The sequence below is a fragment of the Streptacidiphilus sp. MAP5-3 genome (assembly GCF_041262505.1).
Classification (GTDB): Bacteria; Actinomycetota; Actinomycetes; order Streptomycetales; family Streptomycetaceae; genus Streptacidiphilus.
In genome coordinates this window covers 28352-44084 of record NZ_JBGCCL010000027.1, presented here as the reverse complement: position 1 = coordinate 44084, position 15733 = coordinate 28352, and the positions used below count along the sequence as shown (strand labels likewise).

General features: G+C 71.9%; 13 protein-coding genes. 8 read left to right on the top strand and 5 right to left on the bottom strand.

Annotation, left to right across the window (positions count from 1 at the left end):
• Nucleotides 1–13: 13 nt before the first annotated feature.
• Entirely contained in the window at nt 14–1669 is a 1656-nt protein-coding gene (locus ABH928_RS29160) for an amidohydrolase (protein ID WP_370071620.1), read from the bottom strand.
• A gap of 44 nt (nt 1670–1713) precedes the next feature.
• A complete protein-coding gene (locus tag ABH928_RS29155) occupies nt 1714–2319 on the bottom strand; it encodes a TetR/AcrR family transcriptional regulator (protein ID WP_370071619.1) in 606 nt (201 codons plus the stop codon).
• 133 nt (nt 2320–2452) lie between these two features.
• Here ABH928_RS29155 and ABH928_RS29150 point away from each other — a divergent pair, with 133 nt between their 5' ends.
• From ABH928_RS29150 to ABH928_RS29140, 3 genes are all read left to right on the top strand, one after another.
• Nucleotides 2453–3952: a cytosine permease gene (locus tag ABH928_RS29150; protein WP_370071618.1), complete on the top strand. Its 1500-nt coding sequence runs from the start codon at nt 2453–2455 to the stop codon at nt 3950–3952.
• A 104-nt stretch (nt 3953–4056) separates the two neighbouring features.
• A complete protein-coding gene (locus ABH928_RS29145; protein WP_370071617.1) occupies nt 4057–5061 on the top strand; it encodes an SPFH domain-containing protein in 1005 nt (334 codons plus the stop codon).
• Between the two features lie 4 nt (nt 5062–5065).
• Nucleotides 5066–5992, top strand: a complete 927-nt coding sequence (locus ABH928_RS29140) for a hypothetical protein (RefSeq protein ID WP_370071616.1) — start codon at nt 5066–5068, stop codon at nt 5990–5992.
• On the opposite strand, the gene ABH928_RS29135 is transcribed toward ABH928_RS29140, so the two are convergent.
• The 3 genes from ABH928_RS29135 to ABH928_RS29125 form a co-directional block, all read right to left on the bottom strand.
• Nucleotides 5989–7029 carry an MASE1 domain-containing protein gene (locus ABH928_RS29135; RefSeq protein ID WP_370071615.1) on the bottom strand — a complete coding sequence of 347 codons (1041 nt, stop codon included), beginning with the start codon at nt 7027–7029 and terminating at the stop codon, nt 5989–5991. The genes ABH928_RS29140 and ABH928_RS29135 overlap by 4 nt on opposite strands.
• Nucleotides 7030–7134: 105 nt before the next feature.
• Complete coding sequence (locus ABH928_RS29130; protein WP_370071614.1) at nt 7135–7947, bottom strand: PP2C family protein-serine/threonine phosphatase; 813 nt, start codon at nt 7945–7947, stop codon at nt 7135–7137.
• Between the two features lie 145 nt (nt 7948–8092).
• Entirely contained in the window at nt 8093–10225 is a 2133-nt protein-coding gene (locus tag ABH928_RS29125) for a SpoIIE family protein phosphatase (protein WP_370071613.1), read from the bottom strand.
• A gap of 211 nt (nt 10226–10436) precedes the next feature.
• On the opposite strand from ABH928_RS29125, the gene tdh reads away from it, so the two are divergent.
• The 5 genes from tdh (at nt 10437) to ABH928_RS29100 (ending at nt 15707) form a co-directional block, all read left to right on the top strand.
• Nucleotides 10437–11465, top strand: coding sequence for an L-threonine 3-dehydrogenase (gene tdh, locus ABH928_RS29120; RefSeq protein ID WP_370071612.1), 1029 nt, complete (start codon nt 10437–10439; stop codon nt 11463–11465).
• A gap of 87 nt (nt 11466–11552) precedes the next feature.
• A complete protein-coding gene (locus ABH928_RS29115; RefSeq protein WP_370071611.1) occupies nt 11553–12755 on the top strand; it encodes a glycine C-acetyltransferase in 1203 nt (400 codons plus the stop codon).
• A 4-nt stretch (nt 12756–12759) separates the two neighbouring features.
• On the top strand, nt 12760–13704 hold the full coding sequence (locus tag ABH928_RS29110; RefSeq protein WP_370071610.1) for a LysR family transcriptional regulator: 945 nt from the start codon (nt 12760–12762) through the stop codon (nt 13702–13704).
• 76 nt (nt 13705–13780) lie between these two features.
• Entirely contained in the window at nt 13781–14272 is a 492-nt protein-coding gene (locus ABH928_RS29105) for a peptidylprolyl isomerase (RefSeq protein ID WP_370071609.1), read from the top strand.
• A gap of 211 nt (nt 14273–14483) precedes the next feature.
• On the top strand, nt 14484–15707 hold the full coding sequence (locus tag ABH928_RS29100; protein ID WP_370071608.1) for an LLM class flavin-dependent oxidoreductase: 1224 nt from the start codon (nt 14484–14486) through the stop codon (nt 15705–15707).
• Nucleotides 15708–15733 lie beyond the last annotated feature (26 nt).

Sequence of the window (15733 nt, the reverse complement as noted above, 5' to 3'; positions counted from 1 at the left end):
GCGTGTCGGAGCGTCAGAACTCCGGCACGCGGTGCGTCGGGTGCCCGGCGACGACCGTCAACAGCACCGGCAGTGCGGCCAGTTGGGCGTCCGGGACGGTGAGCGGGCTGTCGGCGAGGACCGTCAGGTCGGCCCGGTACCCGACAGCCAGCCGACCGCCCACGTACTCCTCGCCCGCGGCCCAGGCCGGGTTGACCGTCATGCCCTGGAGCGCCTGGAGCGGGGTGAGTGCCTGTTCGGGGCCGTGCGGGGGCAGCGAGAGGTCGGCCGGGCGACGGTGCCGGGCCCCGGCCATCACGCTGAGCGGCGGGTAGGGCGCGATCGGCCAGTCCGAGCCGAGCACGACCCGCACGCCCGCGTCCCACAGGTCACGGCAGCGGAACGCACGTCCCGCGCGCTCCTCGCCGAGGCGGCGGGACCAGTTGTCGGTGTGGTCGGCGCGGGTGTACTCGCAGCAGTGGGTGGGCTGCATCGAGGCGGTGACGCCGAGTCGGGCGAACCGGGCCACGGTGTCGTCGGGAACGGTCTCGATGTGCTCGATCCGGTGCCGGACCGGGCTCGCCGCTCCCCTGCCGCCGGGCGCGAGCACGCTGTCGGTCTGCGCCTTCTCGATCGAGTCGAGTGCGTGGCGAACGGCCGCGTCGCCGATCGCGTGGGTGGCGGTCGGCACCCCGGCCCGGTGCAGCTCACCGACCACCCAGCTGTACTGCTCCGGGTCGGGCCAGAACGCGTGGGTGGACTCACCGTGGCAGTCCGGCCGTTCCAGCCAGGCGGTGCCGTTGTCGACGGTCCCGTCCATGAACATCTTCACGCCCGCGACCTGCCACAGCCGCCCGCTCCGGCCCTGGAGCCGGACCAGCTCGGCGACCGCCGCGCCGTCCGCACCCGGCTGGCACCACGGCGCGACCCGCAGGCGCAGCGACAGCGCGTCCCCGCCGTCCCCGCCGTCCAACTTCGTGAGGATCGCCAGGGAATCGCCGCCCGCGTCCATGGCGTGGCCGCCGGTCAGGCCGGTCTCGGCCATGGCGCGCAGCAGCTCGGCCGTGCGGGCGCGGACCTGGGCCTCGGTGGGCTTGGGCGCGACGCCCTCGACCACGGCGCAGGCGGCGTCCTCCAGCAGCAGTCCGGTCGGACGGCCGTCGGCGTCGCAGACGATCTCGGAGGCCTGCTCGAACTCGCGCGGACCCTCGACGCCCGCCAGCTCCAGCGCCCGGAAGCTGGCCAGCAGCGAGTGGCCGTCGAAGAGGTCCAGCAGCGCCGGGATGCCGTCGAGCACCGGGGTCAGCGCAGCCGCACCGACGGGCCGGTCGCCGAAGGTGTTCGGGTCCAGTCCCCAACCGCGCAGCCAGGCACCCGGCTTGAGCTCCCGTGCCGCCCCGGCCACCGCCGCGCGGACGGCGTCGAGGTCGCGGCAGCCCGACAGGTCGACGCCCATGGTCCGCTCGGCCCCGGAGACCGGGTGCAGGTGCCCGTCGGTGAAGCCGACGGTGACCACCGCGCCCTTGAGGTCGATCACCGTGGTGGCGCGACCCGCCAGGGCGCGGACCTCGCGGTCGTCGCCGAGCGCCGTGATGAGTCCGGCCCCGGCGGCGAGGGCGGTGTGTGGGAGGAGCGTTCCCGTGCCCGGGTCCAGCAACCGGGCGTTGAACAGGACGAGATCGGTGGACACGGGCGGCTCCTTCGGTGCTGCGGTGATGCGCGGTGGGGGTTGGTTCAGTCGGTCGTCCCGGCAGCCGTGGCCCCCGCGTCGGATCGACCGGCGGCGAGAGTCCCGGCCGGCAGCTCCAGCACCCGCTCCGCGGTCAGCGCGGGCATCGCGCTGATCTCGGGCGGCACCGGGCCGCGGTCGGTGTTGACGTCCGAGCCCAGGCCGTCCATGACGACCAGGATCTGCATCGCGGCGACTCCCGGACTGGCGGCCCGAAAGGCCCCGACCGACACCCCGGCCTCGATCAGCCGGGTCAGCCGGTCCCGCCACTGCGCCATCTGGTGCACGACCCGGTCCCGCAGGGTGGGGCGGTACCGGCTCAGGTGGCGGGCGTTGAGCCAGAGGCGGCTCATCCCGTCGTACCGGTCCCCCGCGGTGAGCGAGAGGAACCGGTCCAGCAGCGCCAACGCCTGGTCACCGGCCGGGTCGGCCGGGATCAGGTCGTCGAGCTCGGCACTCGCCGCGACCCCGAACGCCTCCGCGACCAGATCCTCCGCCACCGGGAAGTAGTGGCTGATCAGGCCGGGTCGGACGCCGAGTTCGTCGGCGATACGACGGACCGTGATGCATTCCAGTCCCTCATCGAGGGCGACCGCAGCGGATGCGGCCACGATCTCGGCGCGACGGGCCTCAGGGGTTTTCCTGGTCCGTTTCGGCCGGACGCTTGACGACACGACGTGCACGCTATTGGATGTGCGACCAATAGACAAGCTGCCCCCAGGGCTTGTTGGTTCGGAGGACTCCATGGCATCCACGATTCCAGACCCCGAGACGGCTCCCCCATCGGACCCGGTCCCCTCGCACACTGCTGACATGCTCCGCACCGCCAAACAGCCCGACCCGACCGACCAGGTCAGCGGCACCCAGAGCCATGGCGGCGTCGAGGCCCACGGCATCGACGTGATCCCCGACAGCGAGCGGCACGGCCGCGCCCGGGAGCTGCTCGGGGTCTGGGCCGCGCCGAACGTCAGCTACCTCAGCCTGGTCGTCGGCGGCGCTCTGATGCTGATGGGACTGAGCCTGTGGCAGGCGCTGGCCGTGATCGTGGTCGGGAACCTGTTCTGGGCGCTAGTCGGGCTGGTCGCGGTGAGCGGCCCGGCCTCGGGCACGCCCAGCGAGGTGATCATGCGGGCGATGTTCGGCGTCCGCGGCAACCGCGGCAACATCGCGATCACCGGCTGGTTCGCCTCGGTCTGCTACCTCGCACTCAACTGGGCCGCCGCCTCACTGGCCGCCTTCGCGATCCTGGGCGAGGTCGGACTGCAGCCGGACACCGTCGTCAAGATCGTGGTCATCGTGGCCATCGCCGCGGCCACCTTGGCCATCAGCGTCTACGGCCACGCCACCATCATCCGGCTCTACCTGCCCTTCACCATCGCGCTGACCGCGGTCTTCGCGGTGCTGTCCGGCTACGTCTGCGCACACGCCGACTGGCACTACCACCCGCAGCAGCCGCTGCACGGCACCCCGTTGATCGCGGCCCTGGCCGGCGGACTGGCCCTGGTCGCGTCCGCGCCGCTCTCGTACAGCAACAGCGCCGACTTCGCACGCTACCTGCCGCGCACCACCAGCGCGGCCTCGGTCGCCGGCTGGACCGCGCTGGGCTCGTTCGTCCCCAGCGTCCTGTTCACCGGGCTGGGCGCGGTGGCCGGGACCGCGCTGGACATGACCGATCCGCAGACGGCGCTGGAGCAGATCATCCCGGGCTGGTTCCGACCGGTCTTCCTGCTGGCGATCATCCTCTCCGCCATCGCCAACAACGCGATGACCGCCTACAGCTCCGGCCTGTCGCTGCAGGCCATCGGCGTCAGGATCCGCCGCTCCCGGAGCGTCGCGCTGGACGGCACGCTCGGCGTCGCGCTGACCCTCTACGCGCTGCTGGTGTCGAACTTCCTCGACACCGTCAACAACGTGCTGCAGCTGATGGTCGCCCTGATGGGCCCGACCATCGCGATCTACGCCGCCGACGTGCTCTGGCGGCGCAACCGCTACGACGGCCACGAGCTGAGCGACGAGAGCAAGGGCTCGCCGTTCTGGTACCGCGGCGGGGTCAACTGGGCCGGGGCCAGCGCACTGGTCGTCGCCGCCGTCACCGCCGGCCTCTGCGTCGACGCGCCGCCGCTGTGGACCGGCCCGATCGCCACGGCCCTGGGCGGCACCGACCTCTCCCTGCCGGTCGGCATCATCCTCGGCGCCGGGATCTACCTGCTGCTGATGCGCGGCAGGCGACCCGCCCGGCACTGACACTGCGTCAACTGCCGTGCACCCTATCTCGTCATATTGACGATATCCCCGCGGCGGGCCTACCGTTCCCCTGAGAACAGACGCTCACCCAGGGGGAAACAGCCATGGCCGACATCACCAGACGACCGCTGTTCAGTCACTTCCGCGGCAGCCCGACCGACCATGTCGTGCACCTGCGACGTGGTCAGGTCGTGCACCAGGGCACCGGCCAGGCGTTCTGGTTCCGGCCGATCAGCGCCGTGCTGGCCGAGGTCCCGGTCGACGACCGCGAGCTGCCGCTGCTCTTCCACGCCCGGACCGCCGACTTCCAGGACGTCACCGTCCAGGCCAGCGTCACGTACCGCTTCACCGACCCCGAACTCGCCACCCGCAGGCTGGACTTCGCCATCGACCCGGGCACCGGCCGGTGGCGGTCCGCGCCGCTGGAGCAGGTGGCGACGCTGCTGACCGAGCTGGCACAGCAACAGGCGATCGGCCTGGTCGCCACGCTCGACCTCACCACGGCGCTCGCCACCGGCACCGCCGCCGTTCAGGCGCGGATCAGCGAGGGCCTGACCGCCGACGCCCGGCTCACCGACACCGGCGTCGGCGTGGTCGGCGTCCGCGTCGTCGCCGTCAAGCCCGAGGCCGAGGTGGAGCGGGCGCTGCGGACCCCCGCCCGGGAGCAGATCGCCCAGGAGGCGGACCGGGCCGGCTTCGAGCGCCGCGCCCTCGCCGTCGAGCGGGAGCGGGCGATCAGCGAGAACGAGCTGCAGAGCCGGATCGAACTGGCCCGCCGCGAGGAGCAGTTGGTCGGCCAGCAGGGCGCCAACGAGCGTCGCCGCGCCGAGCAGAAGGCGGAGGCCGCCCGGATCACCACCGACGCGGAGGCCGCCCGCACCCGCACCCTCGCCGCCGCCCAGGCGGAGCAGATCGAGCTGGTCGGAGCGGCGGAGGCACAGGCCGAGGCGGCCAAGCTGGCCAACTACGCGGGCCTCGACCCGCGCCTGCTGCTGGCCCTCGCGGCAAAGGAGTTGGCGGGCGGCCTGCCGGCGATCGGCACGCTCAACCTCACCCCGGACGTGGTCACCGGCGCGCTGGCACGCCTGGCCGCCCCGAACGGCGGCTGACCCGATGGCCCTCGCAACCGGGCCACTCGCGCGCAGGACTCTCGCACCGCGCGTCGTACTGGTCCACCGCCGCACCGAGCGCGAGGAGATCGTCGCCGAGCAGGGAACCTGGGGCCAGGCCCAGTTCGTGCAGCGGATGCGCGGCGTCTCGCTGGACGCGGTCCAGCAGCGCCACGAACGCCTCGGCGAGGCGCTGCGCACCGCGTCCGCCGCGGTCCCCAAGCAGTGGCGGCGCGGCAGCGTGCTCCGCGACGACCTGGACCGGTTCCTGTTCGAGCCGGAGGACGTGGTGGTCGTGGTCGGCCAGGACGGGCTGGTGGCCAACACCGCCAAGTACCTGAGCGGCCAGCCGGTGATCGGCGTCAACCCCGATCCGGCCAACGGCTGGGGCGTCCTGGTCCAGCACGCCCCGCAGGACCTGGCCGGGCTGCTGGACGCGGTCGCGGACGGCTCGGCCCGCACCGAGCAGCGGACCATGGTCCGCGCGGAGACCGCCGAGGGCGACAGCATCACCGCGCTCAACGAGGTCTACCTCGGTCACCGCGGCCACCAGTCCGCCCGCTACCGGCTCTCGCTGCCGGACGGCGGCCAGGAACACCAGTCGTCCTCCGGCCTGCTGGTCGGCACCGGGACCGGCGCGACCGGCTGGTGCCTCTCCGCCTCCCGTCAGCGCGACGGCGCCTTCGAACTGCCCCAGCCGACGGACTCCGCGCTGAGCTGGTTCGTCCGCGAGGCCTGGCCCTCCCCCACGACCGGAGCGGATCTGACGGCGGGTCTGCTGAGTGGTGGTCAGGAGCTGTCGATCCTGGTCGAGAGCGAGGAGTTGGTGGTCTTCGGCGACGGCATCGAGGCGGACCGCCTCTCCGTCGGCTGGGGCCGGTCCGTCACCGTCCGGACCTCGGACCGCCGCCTCGCCCTGGTCCTGCCCTAGTACTCCTCCTCGCCCTCGCCCTGGTACTCCTCCTCGCCCTCCTCGTCCTGCGCCCCCGGCCAGCGGTCGGCCACCTCGTCCGGGGCGAGGCGGGCGACGACCTCGGCCAGGCCGATGCAGGCCTCCTCGATCATCCGGTGGGTGACGTTGCGCTCCGTGATCACCGCGGAGAGCAGCAGCGCGGTGAGCGCCGCCGAACCGTTGAGCAGTTGGAGGATGAGCATGGTGGCGGCGATGGTGTGCCCGTGGAACGGCCCGGTGTGCCCGACGGCCGCCGGGACCGCGAGCACCGAGATCAGCAGCACGCACGGCGCCGCGCCCGGCAGCTGGAAGCGGATCGCCGCCCAGATCACCAGCGGGAAGACCAGGAAGAGCAACGACAGCGGGCTGGAGGTCACCGCCAGGGTCACCCCGGCCGTGGCGGCCAGCAGCACCAGCATCTCCGTCCACCGCCACACCGACGTCTCCCCCGGCAGCTCCGGCGAGCGGACTGCGAGCAGCAGCGGGGCGACCACCAGCACGCCCATCGCGTCGCCGGTCCACCAGGCCGACCACGCCTGCACGTAGTCGGGCCCGGGCAGCGCACCCTCGCCGTAGAGGACCAGGGTCGCCGTCGTGGCGCTGAGCAGCATCGACGCCCCGCCGACGAAGACCAGCAGCAGCCCGTCCCGGAGCCGGTCCAGCTGCGGCCGGAAGCCGAACCGGCGCAGCAGCAGGTAGGCGACGACGGGCGCGACGGTGTTGCCGGTGACGATGCCCAGCGTCCCCCAGGAGACGCCGCCGATCGAGGCCACGACGAAGAACTCGCCGAGCGCGATGGCGGGCCAGATCCGCAGCCCGAGGAGCAGCAGGCTGGCCAGAGCGACGCCGGTCGGCGGCCAGAGCGGGGTGACCCGGACGCCGCCGACCACCACCTGGGCCAGCAGTCCGAGCCGACCGCTCGCGTAGTAGACACCCGACAGGGCGAGGATCCACAGCACCGTCGTGGCGACGGTTCGGGGTTCCCGGATCTCCCGGACGCGCTCCAGTGCAGGCATGGGACAACTTTCCTGGTGCCTTCGTGCCTGCGCAGCCGTGACACGCCCGCCACAGCGGATCACCCGTGCCGGAGCACTGCGCTCACCCGTGCCGGAGCACTGCGCTCATCCGTGCCGAAGCACCAGGACTGCTGCGTCGTCGGCGTGGCCGGTCAGCTCGGCGACCTTGATCACCTGGGCGGCCAGCTCCCCCGGTTCGCCACCCGCGCCACGGCGGACCAGCAGCGTGATCTGGTCCAGCCCCTCCTCCATCGAGAACGACGGGCCCTCCACCACTCCGTCGGTGACCATGACGAACGCCCCGGTCCCGTCGAGCCGGTGCCGGGTGACCGGGTAGTCCTCCCCCGACTGCACGCCCAGCGGCAGTCCCACGCCCTCCTCGGCGACCCCGCTGTGCCCGTCCAGCGTCGCCCAGACGGCGGGCACATGGCCCGCCCGGGCCACCGCCAGGTCGCCCGTGGCGGGGTCGTAGCGCAGGAAGCAGCAGGTGGCCAGGAGTTCGACACCCATCGCCAGCAGCAGGTCGTTGGTCCGGCTCAGCACCTCGCCGGGGTCCGGCGAGACGGTGGCCATGGCGCGCAGCGCGATCCGGACCTGGCCCATGAAGGCCGCCGCCTCCACGTCGTGTCCCTGCACGTCGCCGATCGAGAAGCCCAGCACCCCGCCGGGGAGCAGGAAGCCGTCGTACCAGTCACCGCCGATGTCCAGGCCGTGGCGGGCGGGCGCGTAGCGGGCGGCGGCCCGCAGACCCGGGCTGCTCGGCAGCACGGCGGGCAGCAGGTCCCGCTGCAGCGCCATGGCCAGTTCGACGCGGGCTTTCTGCGACTCCGCCCGTTCCAGGGCCTCTGCGGTGAGCCGCCCGAGGGTGCTCAGCAGTTCACCGGAGCTCACGGGCGGAGGGGGACGGCGTCGGGCCATGAACCGCTCCGGGGTACGTCTGGGCAGGAGAACGTCGATCCCATTGTCCTCTGATCCGCCCGGAAAGGCTGGTCCGACCGGCTTACCACCGATCAGCCTGTGCTGACCAGCGCGTCTACTGACCAGCGCCTCTGCTGACCAGCGTCTACTGCCCGCCTTCTCCTGAGCCGGTGTCCTGCTCGGTCCAGATGGTCTTGCCCGACTGTCCGTAGCGGCTGCCCCAGCGCGAGGTCAGCTGCGCCACCAGGAAGAGCCCGCGTCCGCCCTCGTCCGTGTCCCGGGCGCGCCGCAGCCGGGGTTGGGTGTTGGAGGGGTCGGAGACCTCGCAGACCAGCACTCCGTCGCCGTGGACCAGCCGCAGCCCGATCGGGCCGCCCGCGTAGCGCAGCGCGTTGGTGACCAGCTCGCTGACCACCAGTTCGGTGGAGAAGGCCAGGTCGGAAAGGCCCCAGCGGTCCAGTTGCCCGACGGCGGCCCGCCGGGCAAGGGACACCGACTCGGCATGGGTCGGGAACTCCCAGTGCGCCGTGGACCCGGGGGCCACCCGCCGGGTGCGGGCCAGCAGCAGGGCCACGTCGTCGGACGGTTGATCCGTGGTGACGGCGGACAGCAGACCGCGCGCCGCGTCCGCGAGCGGGCGTTCCGCCAGGCAGAGCCGTCCCGCCTGCCGCAGCAGCCGGGCCATGCCCGCGTCGAGGTCGTGGTCCGCACCCTGCACCAGGCCGTCGGTGTAGAGGGCCAGCGTGCTGCCGGGTTCCAGCCGCACCTCCGCCACCTCGAACGGGAAGGCCCCGACGCCCAGCGGCGGCCCGGGATCCAGCTCGGCGAAGGCGGTGCTGCCGTCCGGCGCGACGAGCAGCGGCGGCGGGTGCCCGGCGCTGGCCATGGCGCAGTGGCCGGTGACCGGGTCGTAGATCGCGTAGAGGCAGGTCGCGCCGGACAGGTCCTGGTACTCGCCGTCGGACTCCACGGCGAGCCGCTGCACCAGGTCGTCCAGATGGACCAGCAGCTCGCCCGGATCGAGGTCGAGGTCGGCCAGCGTCTGCACCGCCGTGCGCAGCCGCCCCATCGCCACCGACGCGCCGAGGCCGTGGCCGACCACGTCCCCCACGATCAGCGCGACCCGCAACGAGGAGAGCGGGATGACGTCGAACCAGTCCCCGCCCACACCGGGCCGGGCCGCCGAGGGGACGTAGGAGGCGGCCGTCTCCACGCCGATCGCCGCGACCGCCGCCGTCGGCAGCAGCCCGCGCTGGAGGGTGACGGCGGTGCTGTGCTCGCGGGTGTAGCGGCGGGCGTTGTCCACGCCGAGCGCGGCGCGGGAGACGATCTGGGAGAGCAGTGCGGCGTCCTGGTCGTCGTAGGGGACGGCGTCCTCGGTGCGCCAGACCTGGACGGTGCCGAGAACCAGCCCACGGGCGTAGAGCGAGGCGGCCATCAGCGACCGCGCGCCCTCCGGCACGATCCGCCGCCGCAGCTCCGCGTCGGCGCTGAAGATCTCCGCCAGCTCCGCCTCGTCCACCTGGTAGACCAGCACGTCCCCGCGCCGGATCCGGTCCAGCTCGGGCGCGGTCGGCACCGGCGGCATCGGCTCGCCCGGCCGGATCAACGCCGCCGGAAAAGGCCCGGTCCGGCAGAGTCCGGCGGCTCGGCGGACGTGCCACTCGTTCGTCATCTCGGGCTGCGGCGGATCAGCCCCGGTGAAGACGGCGTCGGCCAGGTCGACCATCACCACGTCGGCGAACCCGCCCAGCACCTCGGCGAGGTCCTGGGCGGTACGGCCGACGTCGAGCGAGGCTCCGATCCGGGTCGCCGCCTCGTCCAGCAGTTCGAGCCGCCGCCGGGCCTGACGCTCGGCGGTGATGTCGGTGAAGGCGACCGCGACGCCGGTGATCCCCCCGTCGTCGTCGGTCAGCGGGAACGCGGAGAGCGACAGCCACAGCTGCGCCGGCTCTGCCCCCGGTGACTGCTCTGTTCCATGTGACTGCGCCGACCGCAGCGGCCGGACCCGGTACTCGGCGCGGTGCACCGGGACGCCGTCACTGACCACCGTGCGCAGCCTGCTCTCGATCTCCTCGGCCTGCTCCGGCTCGAGGATGTCGGCCAGCCGCTCCGGCAGCGCACCGTCCGGACCGGCCAGACAGCGGGCGGCATTGGTACGCAGCAGGCGCAGCTCGCGGTCGTGGACGACGATCCCGATGCTGCCCTGCCCGAACATCGCTCGGGCGAACGCGGCGTCGAGCGCCACGTCGAGCGCTGCCTCGCCGTCTGTCGTCACCCGACCATTGTCGCGCGACCGGGTCGGAACGCAGCACCCCGTGCACGGTCACTCGTGCGCCTGAAGATTTCCTGGTCACCCGCTTAAGCAAGTCTCGATGGACCTGACCTGCCCTGGACCCCCAGGCTGAGGCCCGGGGTGCGGAACGTTCCTGCATCCCTTTGTGTGGTTTGTGCGACTTGTTGGGGCGCGACGTCCGGGAGGCACCGCTGTGAAGGCACTCGTGAAGGCCAAGGGAGAGCCCGGCCTGTGGCTGATGGACGTGCCCGAGCCCGAGGTCGGCCCCGGTGAGGTGCTGATCAAGGTGCTGCGCACGGGCATCTGCGGCACCGACCTGCACATCCGCAAGTACGACAGCTGGGCGCAGCAGGCCGTCAGCGTGCCTCGGGTGATCGGCCACGAGTTCGTCGGCGAGGTCGTCGAGGTCGCGTCGGGCGTCACCGACGTCGCCGTCGGCGACCTGGTCAGCGGCGAGGGCCACCTGGTCTGCGGCAAGTGCCGCAACTGTCTGGCCGGCCGCCGTCACCTCTGCCGCAGCACGATCGGCCTGGGCATCGGCCGGGACGGCGCGTTCGCCGAGTACGTCACGCTGCCCGCCGCCAACGTCTGGGTGCACCGGGTCCCGGTCAACCTCGACGTGGCCGCGATCTTCGACCCGTTCGGCAACGCGGTCCACACCGCGCTGTCGTTCCCGCTGGTCAACGAGGACGTGCTGATCACCGGCGCGGGCCCGATCGGCATCATGGCCGCCGCCGTCGCCAAGCACGCCGGCGCGCGCAGCGTCGTCATCACCGACGTCAGCCCCTACCGCCTGCAGCTGGCCGAGAAGGTCGGCGTCACGCTGGCGCTCAACGTGGGCGACCACACCATCGAGGACGGCCAGCGGAAGCTCGGCATGCGTGAGGGCTTCGACATCGGCATGGAGATGTCCGGCCGCCCCGAGGCGCTGCGCGAGATGATCGCCAACATGACCAACGGCGGCCGGATCGCGATGCTCGGCCTGCCCTCCGACGAGTTCCCGGTCGACTTCGCCCGGATCGTCACCTCGATGATCACCCTCAAGGGCATCTACGGCCGCGAGATGTTCGAGACCTGGTACGCGATGTCGGTGCTGCTGGAGGGCGGCCTGGACCTCTCCCCGGTGATCACCGGCCGCTACCCGTACCAGGACTTCGACGCCGCGTTCGACGAGGCGGCCGGTGGCCGCTGCGGCAAGATCATCCTCGACTGGACCGCCTGAGCAACCCCCTCCGCCCGCCCGATCTCCTGCCCTTCGGGCTCTCCCGACCTCCCGACCTTCGGACCCTTTCGAACCAGGAGCCACTCGATGCTCGACTCCGTCCGCGACGACCTCCGGGCCACCCTCGACGAGATCCGCGACGCCGGCCTGCACAAGCCTGAGCGGGTGATCGGCGGCCCGCAGAGCGCCACCGTCGACGTCACCGCGGGCGGCCGGCCCGGCGAGGTGCTGAACTTCTGCGCCAACAACTACCTCGGCCTGGCGGACAACCCCGAGGTGATCGCCGCCGCCAAGGACGCCCTGGACCGCTGGGGCTACGGCATGGCCTCGGTCCGCTTCATCTGCGGCACCCAGGAGGTCCACAAGGAGCTCGAGGCGCGGATCTCCCGCTTCCTCGGCATGGAGGACACGGTCCTCTACAGCTCCTGCTTCGACGCCAACGGCGGCGTCTTCGAGACGCTGCTGGACGATCGCGACGCGGTGATCTCCGACGCGCTCAACCACGCCAGCATCATCGACGGCATCCGGCTCTGCAAGGCGCGCCGCCTCCGTTACGCCAACCGCGACATGGCCGACCTGGAGCAGCAGCTCAAGGAGGCCTCGGACGCCCGCCGCAAGCTGATCGTCACCGACGGCGTCTTCTCCATGGACGGCTACATCGCCCCGCTCAAGGAGATCTGCGACCTGGCCGAGCGCTACGGCGCGATGGTCATGGTCGACGACTCGCACGCGGTCGGCTTCGTCGGCCCGGGCGGTCGCGGCACCCACGAGCTGCACGGCGTGATGGACCGCGTCGACATCATCACCGGCACGCTCGGCAAGGCGCTGGGCGGCGCGTCCGGCGGCTACGTCGCGGCCCGCGCCGAGATCGTGGCACTGCTGCGCCAGCGCTCCCGTCCCTACCTGTTCTCCAACTCGCTGGCCCCGGTGATCGCCGCCGCCTCGATCCAGGTCCTTGACCTGCTGGAGAGCGGCGAGCTCGGCGCGTCGCTGCGCGAGCAACTGGCCGCCAACACCGCGCTGTTCCGCTCGCGGATGACCGAGGAAGGCTTCGAGATCCTCCCCGGCGAGCACCCGATCGCCCCGGTCATGATCGGCGACGCGGCCAAGGCCGGGAAGATGGCCGAGTTCCTGCTGGAGCACGGCGTCTACGCCGTCGGCTTCTCCTACCCGGTGGTCCCGCACGGCAAGGCCCGGATCCGGGTGCAGCTCTCGGCCGGCCACTCCACCCAGGACGTGGAGCGCGCTGTCAAGGCATTCGTCGCCGCGAGGTCCGCCCTGGCAGAATGAGTCGGTGATCGACTCGCGCCGGCTGCGCACGCTGCGCGCCGTGGCGGACCACGGAACCGTGACCGCCGCGGCAGCCGCGCTGTACCTGACCCCCTCCGCCGTCTCCCAGCAACTGGCCGCCCTGGAACACGAGGTCGGCCACCAGCTGCTGCTCCGAGACGGCCGGGGGGTCCGGCTCACCGCCGCCGGCGAGATCCTGCTGCGCCACAGCAACGCGGTCCTGGCGCAGCTGGAGAACGCGGAGGCGGAGCTGGCCGCCTTCGCCCAGGGGCACGCGGGCGACGTGACTCTCGTCTCCTTCGCCACCGGCATCGCCGCCGTGGTCGCCCCCGCCATGACCCGCCTCGCGCAGGCCGCTCCCGGCATCCGCCTCACCGTCCGCGACGCCGAGGGCGACGCGAGCCTGCTGATGGTCCTCGACGGCCGCGCCGACATCGCGGTAGCCGTCGAGTACCGCGGCGCCCCGGCCGAGGACGACGCCCGCCTCTCCCGCGTCCCGCTCTACGCCGAGCCCTTCGACGCGGTGTTGCCGCGCGGGCACCACCTGGCCGCCGCCCCGGCCGTGGCCGTCGCCGAGCTCGCCGACGAGCCGTGGATCGGCCCCTACCCGGGCAACCCCTGCCTGGACGCGGTGATGCTGGCCTGCGAGTCGTCCGGCTTCCAGCCGCGCCTGGCCCACTCCTCCGACGACTTCCGCGCGGTCGCCGCACTCGCGGGCGCGGGCGCGGGCGTCGCCCTGGTCCCCCGCTCCGCGCTGCGCGGCGTCGACCTCCCGGACGTCGTCGTCCTCCCGGTCCTCGGCGCCCCGGCCACCCGCCGCGTCTTCGCCGCCGTCCGCCGCGGCTCGGCGGACCACCCGCTGTTCCGCCCGGTCCTCGACGCCCTGACCACGGCGACCGCCCAGGCGGATCTGGTCGAGCGGCCGCTGGCACGCAGCTACGGACTGTGAGGATCACGTGGAGTGATGGCGGGCCCGGTGCGGGTCGATTTGCGCAGCCGGGGCGGGGTACTGCCAGGATGGCGGTATGAATCCCAAGGTTTACTTCGACGTGTCCGCCAACGGTGAGAAGCTCGGTCGCATCGAGTTCGAGCTCGCCGCCGATGTCGCCCCGAAGACGGCCGAGAACTTCCGCGCCCTGTGCACGGGCGAGAAGGGCTTCGGCTACAAGGGCTCCTCCTTCCACCGTGTCATCCCCGAGTTCATGCTCCAGGGCGGTGACTTCACCGAGGGCAACGGCACCGGTGGCAAGAGCATCTACGGCGAGAAGTTCGCGGACGAGAACTTCACCCTCAAGCACACCGTGCCGGGCCTGCTCTCCATGGCCAACGCGGGCCCGAACACCAACGGCTCGCAGTTCTTCATCACCACCGTCGTCACCCCGTGGCTGGACGGCAAGCACGTGGTCTTCGGCAAGGTCACCGAAGGCATGGACGTGGTCAAGGCCATCGAGGCGCTCGGTTCGGGCAGCGGCCGCACCTCCAAGGCGATCGTGATCGACGACTGCGGCCAGATCTGATCTGACGCACTCGATCCACTACTTCTGACCACCGCGCTCGATCCGCTGCCGCCGTTCACCCGAACGGCGGCAGCCTTGTCTGATGCCCTGTCACATTTGCCGTCGCCCTCCCTGGACAGATCACCGGACCGCAGGCATGATGCAGTTTCTGACGGTGCATCAGATTTGAGCGAGTCAGTGAATCAGCGGTACCCAGGGTCAGGAGGCCTCCGTGGAGTTCGGCATCTTCATGAACGGATTCATCCCCGGCCCGGCGGCACACGACCGGCCCTCCGAACACCTGGCGCTCAAGCGCGAGATGGAGCTGGCCGTCAAGGCCGACAAGCACAACTGGAAGTACGTCTGGTTCGGCGAGCACCACTCGCTCACCGAGTACAGCCACATGTCCGCCCCCGAGGTGGTGATGGGCTACGTCGCCGCCCGCACCGAGCGGATCCACCTCGGCACCGGTATCAACTCCCTCTCGCCCCGCAAGGAGCACCCGGTCCGCTTCGCCGAGCGCGCCGCCATGCTGGACCACATCACCGAGGGCCGCTTCGAGTGGGGCACCGGCCGCGGCGCGGGCTCGCACGAGCTGAAGTCCTTCAACATCATGGACACCAACTCGACCAAGCCGGAGTGGGACGAGGTCTCCCGCGAGGTCGTCCGGATGTGGGAGCAGTACGACTACTCCTTCCAGGGCGAGCACTTCACCGTGCCGACCCCGCACAACATCCTGCCAAAGCCGTACGGGCACTCCCACCCGCCGATCTGGATGGCCTGCGGCAACCCGCCGTCCTTCGCCAAGGCCGGGTCGCTCGGGATAGGCGCGATCGCCTTCAACTTCGAGCCGATCTACAACCTCAAGGGCCGGATCGAGGCCTACAAGGAGGCCGCCGAGAACCCGGTCGAGATCCTCGGCGACTACCAGAACAACAACGTGATGATGACCAACGCGGTGGTCTGTCTCAACGACCGCAAGCGGGCCCGTGAGATAGCCCTGTCGGCGGGCAACGCGTACCTGGTCACCCTGGTCAACCTCTACCACGACACGATGCCGAAGTCCGCCGACGGCATCACCTGGCCGGAGCCGCCGATCAACCTCGGCGCGTGGGGCGGCGAGGAGTTGCTGGACGAGCTGATCGCCGGCGGCTACCTGCTCTGCGGCACCCCGGACGAGGTGTGCGAGCAGGTCGCCGCCTACCAGCAGGTCGGCTGCGACCAGTTGGTCTTCGGCCTGACCGGTGGCATGACCTTCGACGAGCATCTGGAGATGCTGGAGCTCTTCGGCGAGCGGGTGATCCCGGAGTTCGACCGCAACCCCGAGCACTCGACGGCGGTCTACCGCCGCAACGCGGGCGCCCCGAAGTACCCGCCGCTCAACCAGCCGGTCGACCCCGACCTCAAGCACACCGTGCTGCCGCTCAGCGCGATCCTGCCCCTGCCGGAGGACTGACGAGTCGTCAGCATCAGCGACCCAGC

What these genes read in the sequence shown, in the direction of transcription:
- ABH928_RS29150 (WP_370071618.1), top strand. Translation starts at nt 2,453, where the DNA reads ATGGCATCCACGATTCCAGACCCCGAGACGGCTCCCCCATCGGACCCG.
- ABH928_RS29145 (WP_370071617.1), top strand. Translation starts at nt 4,057, where the DNA reads ATGGCCGACATCACCAGACGACCGCTGTTCAGTCACTTCCGCGGCAGC.
- ABH928_RS29140 (WP_370071616.1), top strand. Translation starts at nt 5,066, where the DNA reads ATGGCCCTCGCAACCGGGCCACTCGCGCGCAGGACTCTCGCACCGCGC.
- ABH928_RS29135 (WP_370071615.1), bottom strand. Translation starts at nt 7,029, where the DNA reads ATGCCTGCACTGGAGCGCGTCCGGGAGATCCGGGAACCCCGAACCGTC.
- ABH928_RS29130 (WP_370071614.1), bottom strand. Translation starts at nt 7,947, where the DNA reads ATGGCCCGACGCCGTCCCCCTCCGCCCGTGAGCTCCGGTGAACTGCTG.
- ABH928_RS29115 (WP_370071611.1), top strand. Translation starts at nt 11,553, where the DNA reads ATGCTCGACTCCGTCCGCGACGACCTCCGGGCCACCCTCGACGAGATC.
- ABH928_RS29105 (WP_370071609.1), top strand. Translation starts at nt 13,781, where the DNA reads ATGAATCCCAAGGTTTACTTCGACGTGTCCGCCAACGGTGAGAAGCTC.